At 71.2% G+C, this 17,119-nt stretch carries 14 protein-coding genes; 6 read left to right on the top strand and 8 right to left on the bottom strand.

The window, feature by feature from the left end; genetic code table 11:
* Positions 1-9: 9 nt before the first annotated feature.
* From Pph01_RS36065 to Pph01_RS36055, 3 genes are read right to left on the bottom strand one after another with little or no spacing between them, the layout of a single operon-like run.
* Positions 10-849, bottom strand: a complete 840-nt coding sequence (locus Pph01_RS36065; RefSeq protein ID WP_239117268.1) for an ABC transporter permease — start codon at positions 847-849, stop codon at positions 10-12.
* Complete coding sequence (locus Pph01_RS36060; RefSeq protein WP_239117267.1) at positions 836-1,765, bottom strand: ABC transporter permease; 930 nt, start codon at positions 1,763-1,765, stop codon at positions 836-838. Before Pph01_RS36060 ends, Pph01_RS36065 begins: the two co-directional genes overlap by 14 nt.
* Positions 1,762-3,342 (bottom strand): peptide ABC transporter substrate-binding protein, encoded by a 1,581-nt coding sequence (locus Pph01_RS36055; protein ID WP_204077703.1) that lies wholly within the window; start codon positions 3,340-3,342, stop codon positions 1,762-1,764. Before Pph01_RS36055 ends, Pph01_RS36060 begins: the two co-directional genes overlap by 4 nt.
* Before the next feature lie 121 nt (positions 3,343-3,463).
* Between Pph01_RS36055 and Pph01_RS36050 the strand changes: the two genes are divergently transcribed.
* From Pph01_RS36050 to Pph01_RS36040, 3 genes are all read left to right on the top strand, one after another.
* On the top strand, positions 3,464-4,435 hold the full coding sequence (locus Pph01_RS36050) for a helix-turn-helix transcriptional regulator (protein WP_204077702.1): 972 nt from the start codon (positions 3,464-3,466) through the stop codon (positions 4,433-4,435).
* Between the two features lie 51 nt (positions 4,436-4,486).
* Positions 4,487-5,299, top strand: coding sequence for a DUF4253 domain-containing protein (locus Pph01_RS36045; RefSeq protein ID WP_204077701.1), 813 nt, complete (start codon positions 4,487-4,489; stop codon positions 5,297-5,299).
* Between the two features lie 76 nt (positions 5,300-5,375).
* On the top strand, positions 5,376-6,188 hold the full coding sequence (locus Pph01_RS36040) for an SAM-dependent methyltransferase (RefSeq protein ID WP_204077700.1): 813 nt from the start codon (positions 5,376-5,378) through the stop codon (positions 6,186-6,188).
* Between the two features lie 18 nt (positions 6,189-6,206).
* Here the strand turns inward: Pph01_RS36040 and Pph01_RS36035 are convergent, their stop codons facing one another.
* The 3 genes from Pph01_RS36035 to Pph01_RS36025 all read right to left on the bottom strand — a co-directional run bounded on the left by Pph01_RS36035 (position 6,207) and on the right by Pph01_RS36025 (position 8,293).
* On the bottom strand, positions 6,207-7,232 hold the full coding sequence (locus Pph01_RS36035; RefSeq protein ID WP_204077699.1) for a lactonase family protein: 1,026 nt from the start codon (positions 7,230-7,232) through the stop codon (positions 6,207-6,209).
* An 87-nt stretch (positions 7,233-7,319) separates the two neighbouring features.
* Positions 7,320-7,550: a hypothetical protein gene (locus tag Pph01_RS36030; RefSeq protein ID WP_204077698.1), complete on the bottom strand. Its 231-nt coding sequence runs from the start codon at positions 7,548-7,550 to the stop codon at positions 7,320-7,322.
* An 89-nt stretch (positions 7,551-7,639) separates the two neighbouring features.
* Entirely contained in the window at positions 7,640-8,293 is a 654-nt protein-coding gene (locus Pph01_RS36025; protein WP_204077697.1) for a hypothetical protein, read from the bottom strand.
* Between the two features lie 26 nt (positions 8,294-8,319).
* On the opposite strand from Pph01_RS36025, the gene Pph01_RS36020 reads away from it, so the two are divergent.
* Positions 8,320-8,499, top strand: a complete 180-nt coding sequence (locus tag Pph01_RS36020; RefSeq protein WP_204077696.1) for a hypothetical protein — start codon at positions 8,320-8,322, stop codon at positions 8,497-8,499.
* 102 nt (positions 8,500-8,601) lie between these two features.
* On the opposite strand, the gene Pph01_RS36015 is transcribed toward Pph01_RS36020, so the two are convergent.
* A complete protein-coding gene (locus Pph01_RS36015; RefSeq protein WP_204077695.1) occupies positions 8,602-9,339 on the bottom strand; it encodes a sulfite exporter TauE/SafE family protein in 738 nt (245 codons plus the stop codon).
* 237 nt (positions 9,340-9,576) lie between these two features.
* Positions 9,577-13,038 (bottom strand): discoidin domain-containing protein, encoded by a 3,462-nt coding sequence (locus Pph01_RS36010; protein WP_204077694.1) that lies wholly within the window; start codon positions 13,036-13,038, stop codon positions 9,577-9,579.
* A gap of 271 nt (positions 13,039-13,309) precedes the next feature.
* On the opposite strand from Pph01_RS36010, the gene Pph01_RS36005 reads away from it, so the two are divergent.
* Entirely contained in the window at positions 13,310-15,754 is a 2,445-nt protein-coding gene (locus Pph01_RS36005) for a glycoside hydrolase family 3 C-terminal domain-containing protein (protein ID WP_204077693.1), read from the top strand.
* Between the two features lie 147 nt (positions 15,755-15,901).
* Positions 15,902-16,954, top strand: a complete 1,053-nt coding sequence (locus Pph01_RS36000) for a LacI family DNA-binding transcriptional regulator (RefSeq protein WP_204077692.1) — start codon at positions 15,902-15,904, stop codon at positions 16,952-16,954.
* Positions 16,955-17,119 lie beyond the last annotated feature (165 nt).

Genomic DNA, 17,119 nt, shown 5'->3' with positions numbered 1-17,119 from the left:
GGGCGGGTGTCAGCGGAGGCGGGGGTCCAGCGCGTCGCGGACGACGTCGCCGAGCGTGAGGAAGCTCAGGACCGCGGCGGTGAGGAACAGCGCGGGGAAGACGAGCAGGTGGGGATACTCGGCGAAGAACGACTGGGCGACGTTGAGCTGCAGGCCCCAGGAGACGTCGGGGTACTGGAGGCCGACGCCCAGGTAGTCGAGGGTCGCCTCGCCGGCGATGACGTTGCCGACGTTGAGCATGGCGACCACGAAGACGGGCGCGATCGCGTTCGGGAGGATGTGCCGGAACATGATCCGGCGGTCGCTCGCTCCCAGCATGCGGGCCGCCTCGACGAAGTCCATGTTCCGGACCGCGATGACCTGGCCCCGCATCAGACGGGTCATCGTCGTCCAGCCGAGCAGGACGAGCACCAGCGTCATCGCCCAGATGCCGTGGTCGGGAAAGGCCACCAGGACCACGGTGGCGCCCAGCACGAAGGGGATGCCGAAGAAGACGTCGGTCACCCGCGAGATGAGGGCGTCGAGGAGACCTCCGTAGTAGCCGCCGAGCAGGCCGAGCACGATCGCGATGGCCAGGGCGGCGACGGTGACCGCGATGCCGATCATGATGGACGCCCGCGTGCCGTGGACGATCTGCGACCAGTAGTCGCACCCCTGGAGGTCGTAGCCGAACACCGCGCCGGACGCGGGACCCCTCTTGGACATGCGCAGCTCGCAGCGTTCGTTGGGTCCCATGGCGGCGAAGACGCCGGGGACGGCCGCCATCGCCACGGCGAGGGCGAGGACGACCGCCGACAGCCAGAAGACGACGCGGCCGCGCATCTCCCGCCAGGCGTCACGCGCGAGCACGGCGGATCCTCGGGTCGAGCACGCCGTACAGGAGGTCGACGGCCAGGTTGGCCGCGATGAAGATCATGACGAGCACGGTGGTGACGCCGACGACGACGGGCCCCTCCTGGAGCTGGATCGACTGGAACACCTGCTGGCCGATCCCCGGCAGGTTGAAGATGCCCTCGGTGACGACCGCCCCCGCCATCAGGTTGCCGAAGTCGACCCCGAGAAAGGTGACCACCGGGATCAGCGAGTTGCGCAGGGCGTGCACGCCGACGACCCGTCTCCTGCGCATGCCCTTGGCCGTGGCCGTGCGGACGTAGTCGGACCGCAGGTTCTCCACCAGGGCGGTCCGCGTGAGGCGGGCGACGTAGGCGAGCCCGAACGAGCCGAGGACCATCCCGGGCAGCAGGTAGCTGCCCGGCCAGCCCTCGTCGGTGCCCGCCGTCGGGAACAGCCCGAGGTTGAGCCCGAACACGATCTGCGCGGTGTAACCGACGACGAACACCGGCGCGGCGATGACGAACGTCGTACCGGCGAGGACGGCGGTGTCGGCGATCCCGCCCCTGCGCAGCCCGGCGACGACGCCGAGAGCGATGCCCACGGCCAGCTCGAAGATCCAGGCCGTCGCCGCGAGCTGGGCGGTCACCCCCCAGCGGTCCTGGAGCAGCTCGCTCACCGGCTGGCCCGTGAACGTCTCGCCGAGGTCGCCGTGCAGCAGGCCGAGCATGTAACGGCCGTACTGGACCAGGAGCGGCTCGTCGAGGTGATAGTGCTCCCGCATGACGTCCAGGACCTGGTCGGGCACCGGCTTGTCTCCGGCGAGCGCGAGGATCGGGTCGCCGGGCAGGACGAACACCATCGCGTAGATCACAAAGGTGGTGGCGAAGAAGACCGGCACGGCCTGTGCCAGGCGGTGCGCGGCGTATCTCACTGCCCCTTGACCGTGATCTTGTCGAGGTTCGCGCTGTAGGGGGTGATCTGGACGTCGCCGAGCCGCGTGGAGTAGCCGATCTGGTCCTGCCAGTTCCACAGCGGCATCATCGGCATCTCGGCGAGCGCGATGTCCTCCGCCTGCTGGTAGATCGGGATGCTCTCGTCGAAGCTCGCCGCCGCGTTCGCCTGCTTGACGAGGTCGTCGAACTCCTTGTTCTCCCAGCCCATCCGGTTGCCGGCGCCCCACATGTACTCGAGGTAGTCCTGCGGGCTCGGGTAGTCCATCACCCAGTTGTTCCGGTACGGGCCGTCCTGCTTGTGCGCGCGGAGCGTCGGGAGGTAGTCGGCGGCCGGGAGCTTCTTGAACGCGATGTCCTGGATGCCGAGGTTCTGCTTGAGCTGGTTGGCGACGGCCGTCATCCACTGCTCGTAGCTGGGGTCGGCGTTGGAGAAGTAGAGGTTAAGGGTGCCGCTGAATCCGCCGGCCTGGTCGAACAGCTGCTTGGCCTTCGCGGGGTCGTACACGCAGGCCTCGCCGCACGCGTCGGCCCGGTAACCGGGGACCAGCGGCGCGAGCAGCGACGACATGGGCTGGAAGGCGCCGTTGAAGACGGCGTCCACGATCGCCTTCCTGTCGATGGCCATCGAGAACGCCCGGCGCAGATCCGCGCTGGCGAACCGCTTGTCGAACAGCGGGAAGCCGAGGTAGTCCATCGTGCCGCCCGGCGTCGCGAGGAACCGGTCGCCGAGCAGCCGCTTCGCCTCGGTCGCGCTGGCCGGCGGGATGGTCTGCAGCAGGTCGACCCGGTCGGCCCGCAGGTCGGTGTACGCGGTGTCGCGGCTGGCGTAGATCTTGAACAGGACGGCGTCGGAACGCGCCTGCCGCTCACCGGTGTACGTCGGGGACTTCTTGATCTTGATCTGGCGGTTGTGCTCCCACGCCCCGTCGAGGACGAAGGGGCCGTTGCCGATGGGCGCCTGGTCGTAGGCCTTGAGGTCCTTGAACGCGGCCTTCGGCATCGGGGCGAACGCCATCCAGCCCAGCGTCACGGGGAACTGGCTGAACGGCCCGGTGAGCGTGACCTCCAGCGTCTCCGGGTCGACCACCTTGAGCCCGCTCATGGTATTGGTCGCCGGCTCGCCCTCCTCGGGGTTGAGCGCGTCGTACCCCTCGATGTTGGCGAAGTAGTAGTTGTTGGTCCAGCCGTTCGGGGCGTAGGCGGCGGCGTTCCACGAGTCGGCGAAGCTCTGGGCGGTCACCGGCTCGCCGTTGCCGAACTTCCGGCCCGGCTTGATCTTGATCGTCCACACCTTCTGGTCGGTGCTGGTCACCGACGCGGCGGCCCGCATCTGCGGCTTGCCCTGCGCGTCGATGTAGACCGGCGTGTCGAACAGCGCGTCGATCACGGTCTGGGAGTAACTGCTCGAGGTGTTGCCCGGAGTGAGATGGTCGGGCTCGGTCAGCGCGACCGAGAACTCGCTCGTCGCCGGCGTTTCCGGCGTGCCCCCGCACGCGCCGCCGAACATGACCGCCGCCACCGCGAGGGCCACGGTCCCTCTGCCGCTGATTCTCATCGGCCCCCGCCTCTCCGCGTCGTGTTGCCGGTGAGGGTAGATAACGGGCCGGTCCGTTACATCGGAAGCTTTACGTATTCCTTTGCAGTGTGTGGTGCGGGAGGCTGACCATGGAGGTCCCATGGAACGGATCAGCCTGAGCGCGCGCCACCTCCAGGCCTTCGCGGAGCTGGGTTTCCAGGTGGCCCGGCAGGGGGCGCACGGCGCGATGGCCGCGCTGCGTGAGGTCATCGCGGTGGACGCCTACGAGTTCGTCGGGTTCGACCCGGCGACCGGCCGCCACCGATCGTTGGTGTGCGAGGGCTACGGGCGCGTGGACGACGACGCGGCGGAGGAGTACGCGAGCCTGGCGCCCTATCGCAGGGCGATGACGCGCAAGGAGCCGCTCGCCATGGGCGCCCCCGGCACCGAGCGCTACTTCCGCCGCCACCTCGAGCCGTACGGCTGGCGCGCCGGGATCACCACGCCGCTGTTCCTGAGCGAGGGCCGTTACACCGGCCTGCTGCATCTCGGCTCGCGCGACGACCTCCCGCCGGAGACGGCCGCGGTCGTCAGCGCCGTCTCCCCCGCGCTCGCGCACCTCACCGACCTCACCCGGTGCGTCGTCGACCCGCTCGGGCTGCCGCCGGGCTTCCGCGCGGCCGCCTTCGAGCGCAGCGGACGGCGCAGGGACGTCGCCGGCTGGCCCTCGTCGGAGGCCCTCGCGTCCGAACCCGCCGTGGCGGAGCTCGCCCGGTCGTTCATCGACTCGCGTGAGCTGTCCCGCCGCGGGCTCTGGCTGGACGGCGGCGGCCAGTGGAGAGAGATGCGGATCCACCGGGCCGGTGTCGGGTTCCGCGGCGCGATCCAGGGCGCCGTCATCGCGGAGCGTCCGTGCGCGCTGCCGTACGATCTGACGGCCAGGGAGGTCGAGGTGCTCACGCGGGTGGCAAGGGGCGACTCCAACCCGCAGATCGCCGCCGCGCTCGTCCTCAGCGTCCGAACGGTGACCACCCATCTGGAGCACATCTTCGCCAAACTGGGCTGCGACAGCCGCACCCGTCTGACGACGAAGGTCATCGCCGAAGGGCTCTGCCGGCTCGACGTGGCATAGGGAGATGCCCCTCGCCGGGCATCTCCGCACAAGGTCCGACATTATTGGCGCATGGCGGATCACGAGCTACGGCAGCTTCCGCTCGATCTGGAGCTGCTGTTCGGCGGCGGAGGCGACGCGCGGGCGTTCAGCGTCGACCTCCCGACCGGCTCACTCGTGTGGCCGGATCCCGAGTACGACACGCTGCGGACGCATCACCGGCCGTCGTTCTGGCTCAGCGACGCGCCGGTTCAGGCCGGCTTGTGGACCCGGCTCCGGCAGGAGCACCAGTGGTCGGGCCTGTGGCCGGTGCTGCTGGAGGACGGCGTGCAGCCGTGGGCGGCCGGGCAGATCGCGCCGGACTCGATCGCCGAGATCGACCATTACACGGCCGCGGGGTTCATGGCCGAGACGTGGCGCGACCTCATCAACAGAGACGCCGACCTGGCGCCGTTCGGAGACGACTGCCCGGGACCGGCCGAACCCGGCGAGCCGGTCGCGCACCCCGACGTCGTCGCGGACTGGTACGCCGGGGTCGTGGCCGAACGCAGGACCCCGCTCGGCCTGGCGGCGGTGGACCGGGGAGCGGACGCGCTCGTCGCCATCGGCTGGCAGGGCGCGCTGCACCACAACGAGTGGACGGTGCCGCTCGCCGCCGTCGTGCGCAGCTGGGAGGAGCGGTTCGGGGCGCGGGTGGTCGGCCTCGGCTTCAACACGCTGGACCTGAGCATCGCCGCGCCCCCCGCGACCCCGGAGCACGCGCTGCGCGTCGCGGCAGAGCACTGGACCTTCTGCCCGGACAGCCTCCTGCAGGGCCCCGGAACGCTCATCGACTACGCCCACGAGATCGTCGGACAGAACGCATGGTCATTCTGGTGGGATTAACCGGCGTTATATGGGCACAAACCAATATCCGTTAGGCAATAATCGTCAAGGCACAGTCCATGGCAAGGAGGCTCCTGTGAGTAGCGCGGAGCGGCGCGGAGTGGCGGGTTTCGACACGAGCACGGCCAACATCGCCCGCATGAGCGACTACCTGTTAGGGGGCAAGGACAACTTCGCCGCCGACCGGGAGCTGGCCGAACGGCTGCTCACGATCGCCCCCGAGATCAAGGACATGGCGACCGAGGTCAGGGACTTCGTGGAACGCGCGGTGCGCCACCTCGTCGACCAGGGCATCACGCAGTTCGTCAACGTGGCGTCCGGTCTGCCCACCCAGCGCAACACCCACGAGGTCGCCCAGTCACTCGTCCCCGACGCCCGGGTCGTGTACGTCGACGACGACCCCGTCGTCCTCACGCACGGACGCGCCATCCTCGCGACCAACCCTCACACCGCCGTCGTGAAAGGCAACATCCTCCAGCCGGCCGAGATGCTCGACAATCCCGACCTCCGCCGCCTGATCGACTTCGACCGGCCGGTAGGGCTGCTGATCCCCGCCCGGCTGCAGTACCTCCCGGACTCGAGCGACCCGTACAAGTGCGTCGCCTACCTGCGCGACCACGTCGCCCCAGGAAGCCACCTCGCCATCGGCCACGCGGTCTTCGACGCGCGCCCCGACCTGGTCGGCCCCATCGTCGAGGCCTTCCGCCGCATCCTCCCCAACGCGGACGACGCCCCGCGCAAGCGCGAGGACGTGCTGCGTTTCTTCGACGGCACGGAGCTGGTCGACCCCGGCCTCGTCTACATCCGGCAGTGGCGGCCCGACAGCACCGCCGCCGCCTCGCGCCCCGACAAGGCGTGGATCGTCGGAGGCGTCGCGCTCATCCCGTGAGCGGCGCGCGGGCCGTCCTCACCGCGTGAGGACGCACGAGGGGCTGCCCGTCTCGATGGTCGTGCCGGTCGCCGTGGGCACCCCGTCCTCCAGCCGGAGTACGGCTATGGCGTCCGACCGCTGGTTGGCCACGTAGAGCCGGTCGTCGTCGAGGGCGAAGTGCCGCGGCCACGTCCCGCCGGCCGGCGCCTCCGCGACCCGGACCGGCCGCGCGCCGTCGAATGCGAAGACGGACAGGGTGTCCGGCCCTCTGTTGGCGACGTAGAGACGGCGGCCGTCCTCGGAGACCGCGATGTGCGAGGGATGGTTGCGCGCGTCGCTCCCACTGGCGGGCACCCGGATGACCTCGCGCCAGTCCTCGTCGTAGACGCCGACCATCCCGTCCAGCTCTCCGGCGACGTACCAGTGGCCCTCGTGATGGACGAAGTGCCGCGGCCCGGACCCCGGCGTCAGCCGTACGGGACCGCCGGGGTGGGGCGTCATATCGGGAAGGAAGCGCCGAACCTCGTCGGTGCCGAGGTCGGTCACGTGAAGGACGCCGTCCGGCCCGAAGACGGCCTGATGGGCGTGCGGCCCCTCCTGCCGGTCCGGGTCGGGGCCATGTCCCTCGTTGGGGAACAGCAGCGGCTCCGGGCCGGGCATGCCGTCCGCCGCGAGCTGGAAGACCGCGACGGTGCCGTCGCCGTAGTTGGCGACCGCGAGCCGGGCCCCGGCGGGGTCCACGGCGACGTGGCAAGGCAGCGAGCCGCCGCTGGAGTGCTCCACGAGCAGGCGAGGGCCTGCGGGGTCGTCCGCGAACACCGCCACTCCGCCCGCCTCCCGTTCGAGCACCGCGTAGAGCAGGGGCAGCCGGGGGTGCGCGGTGACGAACGACGGCCCGGGGACAGCGGTCCGCGCGACGACCTCCGGCCGGCCCTCCGCGTCGACGCGCACGCGGGTCAGCCCAGGTCCCGTACCACCGGTGTCCGGCGTGTATCCGCCGATGACGAGGTCCCGGGGCGCCGCGTGGCCGTTCGCGCCGGTGCCGGGAAGGGGTCGCGTCATCGTCGCTCCATCGGGGTAGCCGGTCCGTTCCGCCGCCGATGTTATCGGCGAACGTCGTCGGCGAACCCCCCTCGCGGATCTCGGCCGCTACGGCGCCGGCCGCTCGTGGAGCCGGGCCAGGTCGCTCTCCATCTTGGAGATGACCCGCTGGTAGCCCTCCCAGCCGTACAACCGGACCAGTTCGGACTTCATCCGGAGCGTCTCCTCCTCCACCGCTTCAGGGCCCTGGCGGCGTACCGCGTCGAGCGCCCGGCGGGCTCGCAGTTCCGTTTGGAGGAGACCGTCGAGGCCGTCGCCTCGGAAATCAGGAGTAGGCATAAGGCCCTGCCATCTTGCGTCTGGACTAACGATGCCTAGTCCTGACGCACTAGTCGGGCCTGAGGTTGACCGCCTAGGTGAAATCTTGATTAGCGAGTGACGGAGGCCACGCCGGGCGCGGGAGCGGGCGGGATCTCCACGGCGATCTCGCCGCCCAGCCGTGCTCCGTCCAGCAGGGCGAGGTCGTCGCCGCTCCAGAACCTGCCCGGGTCGTACCAGTTCGGTCGGCGCCCCCGGGGAAGCAGGCCCATCGCCTCATAGGTGAGCGCGACAACTTCGGCGCAGTAGGCCGTCTCGAGAGCGGTGTCACCGCGCAGGAAGTTGGGCAGCCGCCCGCGCAGCCATCTGCCGGCGAGCTGGGCCGTCGAAGGGAAGGGCGTGCCGTCCAGCCGGGCGATCACGCGCAGCGCCGCGTCCTCCATCGAGCGCGACGCGGGCGGCTCGAGCTGGCGAAGCCACGCCCGCTGGCCGTACCTGTCAGCCCACACGCGGACGGCGTCCCGCATGTCGTGGAGTTGCACGCCACGCTGGTGGGTGCCCGTCCACATGTCGGGCAGCGACCGGCCGAGTTCCGCGTGCCACATGAGCGGCGGCATGTCCTCGATGACGACGGCCATGCCCACATGGTTGACGGGGCTGTTGGTCGTCATCTGGATGGCCCGGTCCGGGACGGTGCGACCGCGGAAGACCCACACGTCACCCGTACGGCTGAGATCCACGGCTTCATCGAGACTTATCCGCATATCTGGCACAGCAGTAGCCTAGAGAAATGCGGTGGTGGAAAGTGCTCGGACTCGCGGCCTTCGCGGGCGTGGCGGCGACCGGTGTTGTAGTCGTGCGCGCGGAACGCCGCCGGCGGGCGTACACGCCGCAGGAGGTCAGAGACCGGCTCCGCGCACGCGTGGCGGAGGCGGGCGAGAGCTCCGACGCCTCCGCGTCCGTGTCCTAGCGCTTCCTGGCGAGCACTCTGGCGAGCGCGGCCTGGCTCGAGCGCACGACCTGCCGAGCGCACGGCCCGGCTGCGCACGGTTTGCCGACCGCCTGACGACGCTCAGGCGGTGAACGCGTCGAAGGCGAGCTTGGCGGCGACCGCGAGACCGCAGAGGGCGGCGACGATCCTGAGCGACTGCCCGGGAAGCCGCCTCGCGATCGCCGGGCCGAGCCAGCCCCCGATGAGGAAGCCCAGGGCGAGCGGGGCCACGGCCGTCCACTGCACCGGTCCGAAGAGCGCGAACCCGATCGCGGCGACGCCGTTCGCCAGCGCGGACACGACGTTCTTCACGGCGTTGACCCGTGCGGGAGCCTGGTCGAGCGCAGAGCCGAGGGCGGCGAACATGAGGATCCCGCCTGCCGCTCCGAAATAGCCCACATAGACCGCGACGGCGAACAGGGCAACCCGCAGGGCTCGGCCGTTCTCCCCGCCGAGTCGCACACGACCCGCCTTCCAGCGGCGGGTCAACAGCAGCAGGGAGGCGCCCGCGATCAGGAACGGGGCGATCGCCTCGAACGTGTCGGCCGGCGTCGCGAGCAGGAGCCCCGCCCCGGCCGCGCCCCCCAGTGCGGTGACCCACCCCAGGCGCAGGACCAACCGGCCCTGCCCGGCGAGCTCCGGCCGCGACCCCGCGGCCGCACCCAGCCCGGTGAACAGCAGCGCGACGGTGTTGGTGACGTTCGCGCTGAGCGGCGGGATGCCGAAGGCCAGCAGCGCCGGATAGGAGACGAGCGACGCCAGGCTCACCACCGTGCTGACCACTCCCGCCGCCAGGCCCACGGCGACCAGTCCGAGCACGTCCCCCATCACAGGGACGACCCAACCACACCTCTCCCGTCAGGCCGCACGCGGCATCCGGCATGGCACGGCGCCGGCATCCGGACCGATCTGCTCAGCATCGAGGTCATCTCCGGCGGAGGGCGGTTCAGCATCGCCACCCAGCTGCACTAGCCGGGGAGTGCGCCCAAGTGCCGCCAAGCGGCCCCGCCCGCCCGGGCGGGGCCGCGCAGCCGATATAGAGCCGCTGTTCCAGTGCTACTTGTAAACCCCGAACTCCCACAGCGAGTAGCCGTACGCCGTCCCGCGCTGGGTGAGGTTCAGCCGCACGTACCTCGCGGAGACGGCGAGATCGAGGTCGTCGAACCCGCCGTCGCCCGTCGTGGTCGAGTAGACCGTGGTCCAGCCGGCGCCGTCGTTCGACGTCTGGATCTGGTATGCCTTGCCGTACGCGGACTCCCAGCCGAGCTGGACGTGCTTGATCGCCGTCGCCTGGCCGAGGTCGACCTGCAACCACTGGGGGTCGCTCCACTCGCTCGCCCAGCGGCTCGTGAAGCTGCCGTCTGTGGCCCTGCCCGGCGTGAACGGCCCGCCGTCACCGGTCGCCTGGTAGCTCGAGGCGGTGGTGGGCCTGCCGAGTGCCGCGTTGGTCCCGGCGACCTGCGGGGGCACGACCTTGAACGACCTCTGCTCGATGCCGACGTTTCCCTGCCCGTCGTAGGCGTAGACGTACACCTTCCACACGCCCATCTGCTGCGGCGCGGTCACGGAGAACTGGCCGGGGCCCGTCTGCGTGAACCGGACGTGCCGGAAGCCGGTGCCGCCGCTGATGTGCTTGTCGCTCATCATCAGGTTGTAGCGGATCGGGTCCCCCTGCGGATCGGCGGCCGTCACTCCGACGGTGAACTGCCCGCCCGCGGGGACCGCCGTCTGGGATCCGACGGTCATGGCGGTGATCTCCGGCGGAGTGTTCGCCGCCTGCTGGCCGGTGTAGGCCTGGCGCAGCGCGTAGTAGCCCAGCCGGCGCCAGCCTCCGGTGAAGGTGCTCAGCCAGACGCCGCCGAAGTCGTTCTCCAGGCCGTAGTGGAACTCGGTGGCGCCGAGGGCCACGCCCGGATGCGCCTTGATGGCGTTCCAGCTCGCCGTGTAGCCGGCTCGTTTCTGCAGGTCGGCCGGTTCGGTCGGCACACCGTTGACGTCCGCGGGCACCTCCCACTCGCCGGCCGGGCCGCCCTCGGTCAGGATGTACGGCTTGGTGTATCCGCCGTCGATCCAGGCCTGCTTGACCCCGCCGACGGCGCCGTAGGAGTTCACCGCGAGCAGGTCGAGCGCCGGGGCGTACGCCTTGTAGTACGGCCACGCGCCCGTCCAGGCGTCGGTCGAGGTGACGGGGTGGTTCGGATCGGCGGCGTGGACGGCGACGGCGACCTCGTTCACGAACTTCGCGTAGGCGACGCGTCGCGCCTCCACCTCGGCGGCCGGCAGGCCGTGGTCCTGCATGGTGAGGATGACCTCGTTGCCCACGTCCCACATGAGAACGCCCTGGTAGCCCTTGAGCGCGTTGACCCGGGCGACGATCTCGTTCTTCACGCTCGTCTTGTACGCGGTGTCGTTGACGTAGTCGGCGCCCTGGTTGAGCCAGTGGCCGACGATCACCTTGATGCCCTGCTGCGCCGCCCTGTTCAGCAACGTCGGCGTCGCCGCGTCGTCGACTCCCCAGGTGCGGATCGTGTTGACGCCCATCGACTTCAGGTCGCGCATGTAGCCGTCCGCCGCCGCCTGCGGCGGGCCGTAGGTCAGTCCCCTGATCTCGTACGGCTGGCCGTTCACCGACAACTGCCAGTTGCCCTGTCCGCCGGTGACCCGGACGTTGCTCGGACCGGCGGGGGTGGCCGGATCGGTCATGGCCGGCGGGGCGGAACCGGTCTTCTTCGCCACCGAGACCGACTCGACGCTCAGGACGCCACCCGACGTGGTGGTGGCGGTGGGCGTGGTGAATCCCGCGACGGCGTTCGGCAGAGAACCGCCGATCGCCAGGTCGAACCGCAGATAGAAGCCGTGGTGGACCGCGGCCTGCCAGGCGGTGACGCCGACCTGGCTCTCGCGGACGACCCAGGTCTGCACCCCGTCGAGGTAGAAGCGGATCTGCTCGTCGGTGGTGCTGCGGTCGATCACCTGGGTGTACTCGTGGTAGCCCGTCTGACAGCCCGCGCAGGTCGCGAACCCGCTGGTCCTGCCGTCGTACTCGTTGCACGGCCCGCCCGGCGCGGTGCCGCAGTGCAGGGTGTTCGAGAGCTGGCTGCGGCCGTTGACGTCGGTCATGATGTCGGTCTCGCCGACGCCGGGCCAGTTCGTGTAGACGCCGCGGTAGGCCGCGCCCGTGGCGCGGAAGCCCGGCCAGTAGCCGTTGGCGTCGGCGACGTCGGGCTGCTTCAGTCTCGCCGTGAACCTGACCTGCTCGCCGGGCTGGGCGGCGAAGTCGGTGCGCTGGGTCTCCAGACGGCCCGAGGTCCAGTTGCCGGCGCCGTCCCTGATCGCCTTGATGTTGAGCCGTCCCGCGCCGTCGAGATAGACGTTGGCGGTCGACGCGGTGGCCGTCTCGACCTCACCGGTCCCCCACTTCTCCGCGCCGCCGGGGAACTGCGTTCCGGTACGAAGGATCCAGTTGGCGGCCGACGGTGAGGTGCCGGCGGCCCCGTCGAAGTCGTCCTTCCACACCTCGGTCCAGTCCCCGGTGCCGGGGCCGGGGCCGCCGCCGGTGCCGGTGTTGACGGTGACCTCCCAGAGGGAGTAGCCGTATCCGGTGGCTCTGGCGGTGCCGTACACGCGGAGGTAGCGGCCGGTGCCCGACACGTCGAGAGTCTGGGTTCCGCCGCTCGCGCTCGTCGTGGAGTAGACGTCGGTCCAGCTCGATCCGTCCGCGGACGTCTGGATCCTGAACGCGGTCGCGTACGCGGTCTCCCAGACCAGCACCACCCGGCAGATCTGCTGGGACGAGCCCAGGTCGACCTGGAGCCACTGCGGGTCGCTGTACGCGCTGGCCCAGCGGGTGCCGGTCGCGTCTCCGTCGAAGGCGGCCGAGGCGGGAGTGCCCGCGCCTTCGGTCGAGGAGGCGGTGGCCGGCCTACCGAGGGCCGCGTTCGCGGAACCGCAATCGGCGGACGGGCTCGGTGTGGGGGTCGGCGACGGAGTCGACGTCCCGCTCGTGCCGTAGATCTTGAATTCCCAGAGGGAGTAGCCGTAGCCGGTGGCTCTGGCGGTGGTGTACAGGCGGACGTAGCGGCCGGTGCCGGTGAGGGTGATGGTCTGGGTTCCGCCGGTGCCGGTGGTGGTGCTGTAGGCGTCGGTCCAGGTCGTGCCGTTGGGGGAGGTTTGGATTTTGAAGGCGGTGGCGTAGGCGGATTCCCAGGTCAGGACGGCCTGGCTGATCGTGGCGGTGGCTCCCAGGTCGACCTGTAGCCATTGCGGGTCGCTGAACGCGCTTGCCCAGCGCGTCCCCGGGTCGCCGTCGACGGCGAACGAGGCGGCGTACCCGGCGCCCTCGCTCGACGACGCGGTCGCCGGCTTCCCCTGGGACAACAACGCGTCCGCCGCGACCGCGCGGCCCACGAGCGCGGAGCCGGCCCCGGTCACGGCGGCGAGCACGGTGACCAGCACGGTGATCAACGTGGCGATGACCAGGCCTGACCGCGGGCGGCCTGGACGACGAGATGGAAGCACGACCTCTCCTCACTACCGGGGGGTGCCTGCCGTACCCGTGCTCGGACGTGGCAGGAGATGGGAGAGCGCTCTCCAGTGGAGAGTGGACCCATGACAGGACGCCTGTCAAGTCCCTTCACTTCCACCCGAAACCTCCCGCTCGCATTCCGGGAACGTTCGCGACACCACACGCCGACCCCCGGCGTGATTGACAGTCCGCCTCCGCCACACCGACGCTGTAACGATGGAGAGCGCTCTCCACCACGGGCCGGATGAGACGAAGGGGTGCCGCGTGACCGACGACGAGCTCGACCACCTGGTGGGAAAGCTGGACCTCGACCAGAAGGTGCGGCTGCTCACCGGCGCGACCGTCTGGCGGACCGGCGCGGAGCCGGACATCGGGCTGCGTTCCATGGTGACCTCGGACGGCCCTGCCGGCGTGCGCGGCGAGGGCTGGGACGAGCGCGACACGTCGTTGACGCTCCCCTCCGCCACGGCGCTGGCCGCGACGTGGGACGGCGACCTCGTCACGCGACTCGGCGCCCTGCTGGCCGGCGAGGCACGGCGCAAGGGCGTCGACGTCCTGCTCGCGCCGACGCTGAACCTGCACCGCTCCGCCCTCGGCGGCCGCCACTTCGAATGCTTCTCCGAGGACCCGCTGCTGGCCGGGTGGATCGGCGCGGCCTTCGTCCGCGGCGTGCAGTCGGGCGGCGTCGCCGCGACGGCCAAGCACTACGTCGCCAACGACTCCGAGACCGAACGGCTCACCCTCGACGCCCGCGTCGACGAGCGAACCCTTCGCGAGGTGTACCTCGCGCCGTTCGAGGCCGCGGTCGAAGCGGGCGTGTGGGTGGTGATGTCGGCGTACAACGGCGTGAACGGCGTCACGATGTCGGAGAACGCCCTGCTGGCCGAGCCACTCAAGGGCGAGTGGGGGTTCGACGGTGTGGTGGTGTCCGACTGGGGGGCAGTGCGGTCCACGGTGGCGTCCGCGGCGGCGGCCCAGGATCTCGCCATGCCGGGTCCCAACGAGCACTGGGGCGGCGGGCTCGCGGCGGCCGTACGGTCGGGCGAGGTCCCCGAGTCGGCCGTCGACGACAAGGTGCGCCGCCTGCTGCGGCTCGCCGCCCGCGTCGGCGCACTCAGCCCGCATGCGGAGTCCACTCATGGGGATTCCACGCCTGAGGAGACCGCTGGTGAGGCGAGCCGTGCGCTGCTACGCCGTGCCATGAGCGCGAGCACGGTGCTGCTCCGCAACGAGGGCGGGCTGTTGCCGCTCGACGCGCGGCGGCTGCGCCGGGTCGCGGTGCTCGGACCGAACGCCGCGTCCGCCCGGATCCAGGGCGGCGGGAGCGCGGGCGTGTACCCGGCCTCGGCCGTCTCCCCGCTGGAGGGCATCCGCACCGCCCTGGCCGGGAGGGCTGAGGTGACCCATGCGGCCGGCGCACACCCGAGCGATCTCCCCACCCCCCTGGACACGGGCAATGCGCGTGATCTGCGAAGCGGCCTGCCGGGAGTGCTGGTGCGGCTGCTCGACGCCGACGGCGGGGAACTCCACGCCGAGCGCCGCCTCACCGGGAGGATCCTCGAATCCGCGCCCGTCCGCGGGGCCCGCACCGTGGAGATCCGCGCTCTCGTGCGCCCGGACGCCGGGGGACGGTGGAGCGTGGCCGTCGGAGGGTGGGGCCACGTCTCACTCGCGGTGGACGGGCAGGTCGTCCTCGACGCCGACGTGGCGCTCGACACCGCCGATCCCGCGACCGTTCACCTCTCCCCTCCCTACCGGCGAGCGGAGGTGGACCTCCAGCCCGGCCGCGAGGTCGAACTGGTGGCACGGCGACGCCTCGACCGCGGCACCGGGCGCGCCTCCGTGCTCGCCATGGACCCACCCCGGCTGAGCGACGACGACGAACTCGCGGCGGCCGTGGCGCTCGCGCGTGACAGCGATGTCGCGGTCGTCGTCGTCGGCACCGACGAGGCGGCCGAGAGCGAGGGACGCGACCGCGAGTCCCTCGACCTGCCCGGCAGGCAGGATGATCTCGTCCGTGCCGTGGCCGCGGCCAACCCGAACACCGTCGTGGTCGTGAACTCCGGGGGACCGGTCGCCCTGCCGTGGCGCGAGCGGGTCTCCGCCGTGCTGCTGAGCTGGTTCCCCGGGCAGGAGGGCGGCCACGGGCTGGCCGACGTCCTGCTCGGCGCGGCGGAGCCCGGCGGCCGCCTGCCGACGACCTGGGCCGATGAGGCCGTGGTCGGCACCGCGCCGGTGGACGGCGTGCTCAGCTACACCGAGGGCCCGCATCTCGGCTACCGGGCATGGGCGCGCGGGACCGGCACCCCGGCCTACTGGTTCGGTCACGGACTCGGCTACACGTCCTGGTCGTACGAGGATCTGACTGTGCCGCCGGAGGTCGAACCCGGCCGCCCGTTCACGGTCACCGTACGGCTGCACAACACCAGTGACCGTGCGGGGCGCGAGGTGGTGCAGGTCTACCTCTCGCGCTCCCGGAGCGAAGTTGAACGGCCCGCGCGATGGCTGGCCGGCCACGCCGTCGCCGAGGCCGGGCCGGGTGAGGAGACCGAGATCGAGGTCGCCGTGGCGGCGCGCGCCGTCCAACACTGGTCCGTGGCGGATGGCGCCTGGCGCACCGAGCCGGGACCCTTCCGTGTGCTCGTCGGGCGCTCCGCCGGCGACCTCCCCCTCACCGCCACGACCATCGCCGGGGAGGCGCGCCCGTAGCCGCTCCCGTACCCGGGCGGGCAGGGGTACGGGAGCACGGGTGACGACAGCGCGGGTACGGAAGCACAGGTACGGGAGCACGAGTACGGAAGCGCGGGTATGAGAAGCAGGGGGAGAGCGCTCTCCGGTTCGTGTTATAAAGACCGTATGAGTACGGATCTCCCGCCGGCGCAGGCGACTCCGACGCTGGAGGACGTGGCCCGCGTGGCGGGGGTCTCCCGGGCGACGGTGTCCCGCGTGATCAACGGCATCCGCAACGTCGCGCCGGACATCCAGGAGACCGTCCAGCGGGCCATCGCGGCCACCGGATACGTGCCGAACCGTGCGGCCCGTTCCCTGGTCACGCGGCGGACCGGGTCGGTGGCGCTCGTCGTCTCGGGCGCCGGCGGCGACGAGGGCGCGGAGCCGTTCGAGAGCCAGGTCTTCGCCGACCCGTTCTTCGGGCGGGTGGCGGGCGGCGCCGTGGCCTTCCTCCGCCCCCGGGGGATCCACCCCGTCCTGATGTTCGCCGAGACCGCCCACGCCCGCGACCAGGTGATCGGTTATCTGCGGCAGGGCAGCGCGGACGGCGCGCTGCTCGTGTCCACCCACGGCGAGGACCCCCTGCCCCGGCTCATCGTGGAGGCGGGGCTTCCTGCGGTGTTGTGGGCCCGGCCTGCCCGGCCCACGCCGATCAGCTACGTCGACCTGTCCCATCGGGCGGGGGCCGAGCTGGCCGCCGACCGCCTCGTAGCACGGGGCTGCCGGCGCGTGGCGACGATCTCCGGCCCCTTCGACGTGCGCGCGAGCCAGGACCGGCTGTCCGGCTTCCAGGACGCCATGGCCCGTTACGGTCATCCGTACATCCCCGGGGTCGAGGGCAACTTCACCCATGACAGCGGCGAGGCCGGCATGCATCGGCTGCTCGCGGAGCATCCCGACATCGACGGGGTGTTCGCGGCCAACGACCTGATGGCGCAGGGGGCGCTCCTCGCGCTCCGGGAGCACGGCCGCGCGGTGCCCGACGACGTCGCGGTGATCGGCTTCGACGACAGCAGCGCCGCGACGGCCTGCCGGCCGCAGCTGACCACGGTCCGCCAGCCCATGGAGGACATGGCAGGCGAGATGGCCCGGCTGCTGCTGGCCCACATCGAGGACCCGGACTTCCAGGTGACCTCGGTCATCTTCCCGCCCGTCCTGGTGGTCCGCCAGTCCGCCTGAGCGTCGCGTCGATCGCGCCCGCGCGGGTCGGGCGCTCATGGAGAGCGTTCTCCGACGCGGGCCGTCAGAGGGCGGCGACGCGGTGCGCGACGCCTCTCCACCGGCTCGCGACCCCTCGAACGACGCCCCGCCCGACCGGACGATCTCGTCGATTTTCTCGTTTCC

The organism is Planotetraspora phitsanulokensis (assembly GCF_016863295.1).
Classification (GTDB): Bacteria; Actinomycetota; Actinomycetes; order Streptosporangiales; family Streptosporangiaceae; genus Planotetraspora; species Planotetraspora phitsanulokensis.
This window is presented reverse-complemented; position numbering and strand designations above follow the sequence as displayed.